The sequence below is a fragment of the Psychrobacter sp. AOP31-B2-9 genome (assembly GCF_052378005.1).
GTDB lineage: Bacteria > Pseudomonadota > Gammaproteobacteria > Pseudomonadales > Moraxellaceae > Psychrobacter.
On sequence record NZ_JBQSXG010000279.1, the window covers coordinates 1 to 1197 of the forward strand.

The following is a 1197-nucleotide window of genomic DNA, read 5'->3' on the forward strand; positions in this document are numbered from 1 at the left end:
ACTATTAAAGCGCTGCATCGTTATAGAGCTTGGCTGAGTGATGATTTGCTCACTCAGTGCTAACACTGGTGCATGTACGCGGTCGTGTAATACTTGCTGATAGCGTAGCGCACCGATATTTGCGCTAACACCATCACTCTCGCTTGGATAGGCTGTAGTGATAACGAGCTTTGGCGGTGTATGTTCATCCGTTTGCTCATATCGTAGATAGGCGGTTAGTCCTTGACGTGATAAACGCTCACAAATATGCGCCCAGTCACTGATTTGCCACTGGGTCATGCGTACAGGTGTCCAGCTGGCGTCTTCACTATTACTATCATCGATGGTTTCTATCTCTAGAGTAGCAGTGCGTTCTGCCACCATTGATTGTACCGATAGGTTAGTGTCTATATGACAACGTGGATGCTGATGTAAGCGATAGGTAAGTGGTTGTGCGAGCAGACGATAATAGCCATAGCTGCCATCGTGATCCAATTGATGCACGGCAGTCAGATATAGATGACGATAAGCTAGGCCGCTTGGGGTATCAAAGCTTAAGGTTATGGTGCTACCGATTAAGTCAGTGAGCGGTGTAAAGGGAGGGTGGTGACGTTCATGAATATAGACTTGCAATACGTAAGTGTCGATACCATGCTGCTGATGTTGTTGATTTCCGTTGGGGTTTAACTGGGCGATGATATCGTTTTCACAAGATGCTTGCATCAGCTTATTTTGCCACGCTTGATGGGCACTGATGTCTTGCTGCGCACTTGGATAGAGGGCTTGTGTATTGCCCTCACTGGCATATAACCTATCAGGGTGCATGGGCAGCACGGTATTGGTCAAGCGTAACATGGTAGTGTTCCTATTCTTGGTACAATGGCATCATATTTCTTTGAGAGCTGACATCAAAAGATAAGTGTTTGTCTGCCATTATCATTACGTGTGGCAACGTTATTCGACGGTAATGTTATTCTTCGAGTGTAAATTCGATACGGCGGTTACGAGTACGCCCTTCTTCATTGTCATTGCTAGCGATAGGGTCTGCGTCTCCTTTACCTGTCGTACTGAGGCGTGTTGCATCGATGTTACGACCTATCAGATATTGCTTAACTGCTTCTGCACGATCGTTGGATAAGGCTAAGTTGGCAGTAGGGTTACCGACGTTATCTGTATGCCCAGTGATGGTGACTGGTTTGTCACCAAGATTATAATATC

General features: G+C 46.1%; 2 protein-coding genes. Both read right to left on the reverse strand.

Annotated features, from left to right (window positions below; genetic code table 11):
- A partial coding sequence (locus tag ACT3SX_RS15160; RefSeq protein ID WP_192520974.1) for a contractile injection system protein, VgrG/Pvc8 family occupies positions 1 to 834 on the reverse strand: 834 nt, incomplete at its 3' end.
- A 115-nt stretch (positions 835 to 949) separates the two neighbouring features.
- The coding region (locus ACT3SX_RS15165) for an OmpA family protein (protein WP_444761836.1) at positions 950 to 1197 on the reverse strand (248 nt) is incomplete at its 5' end.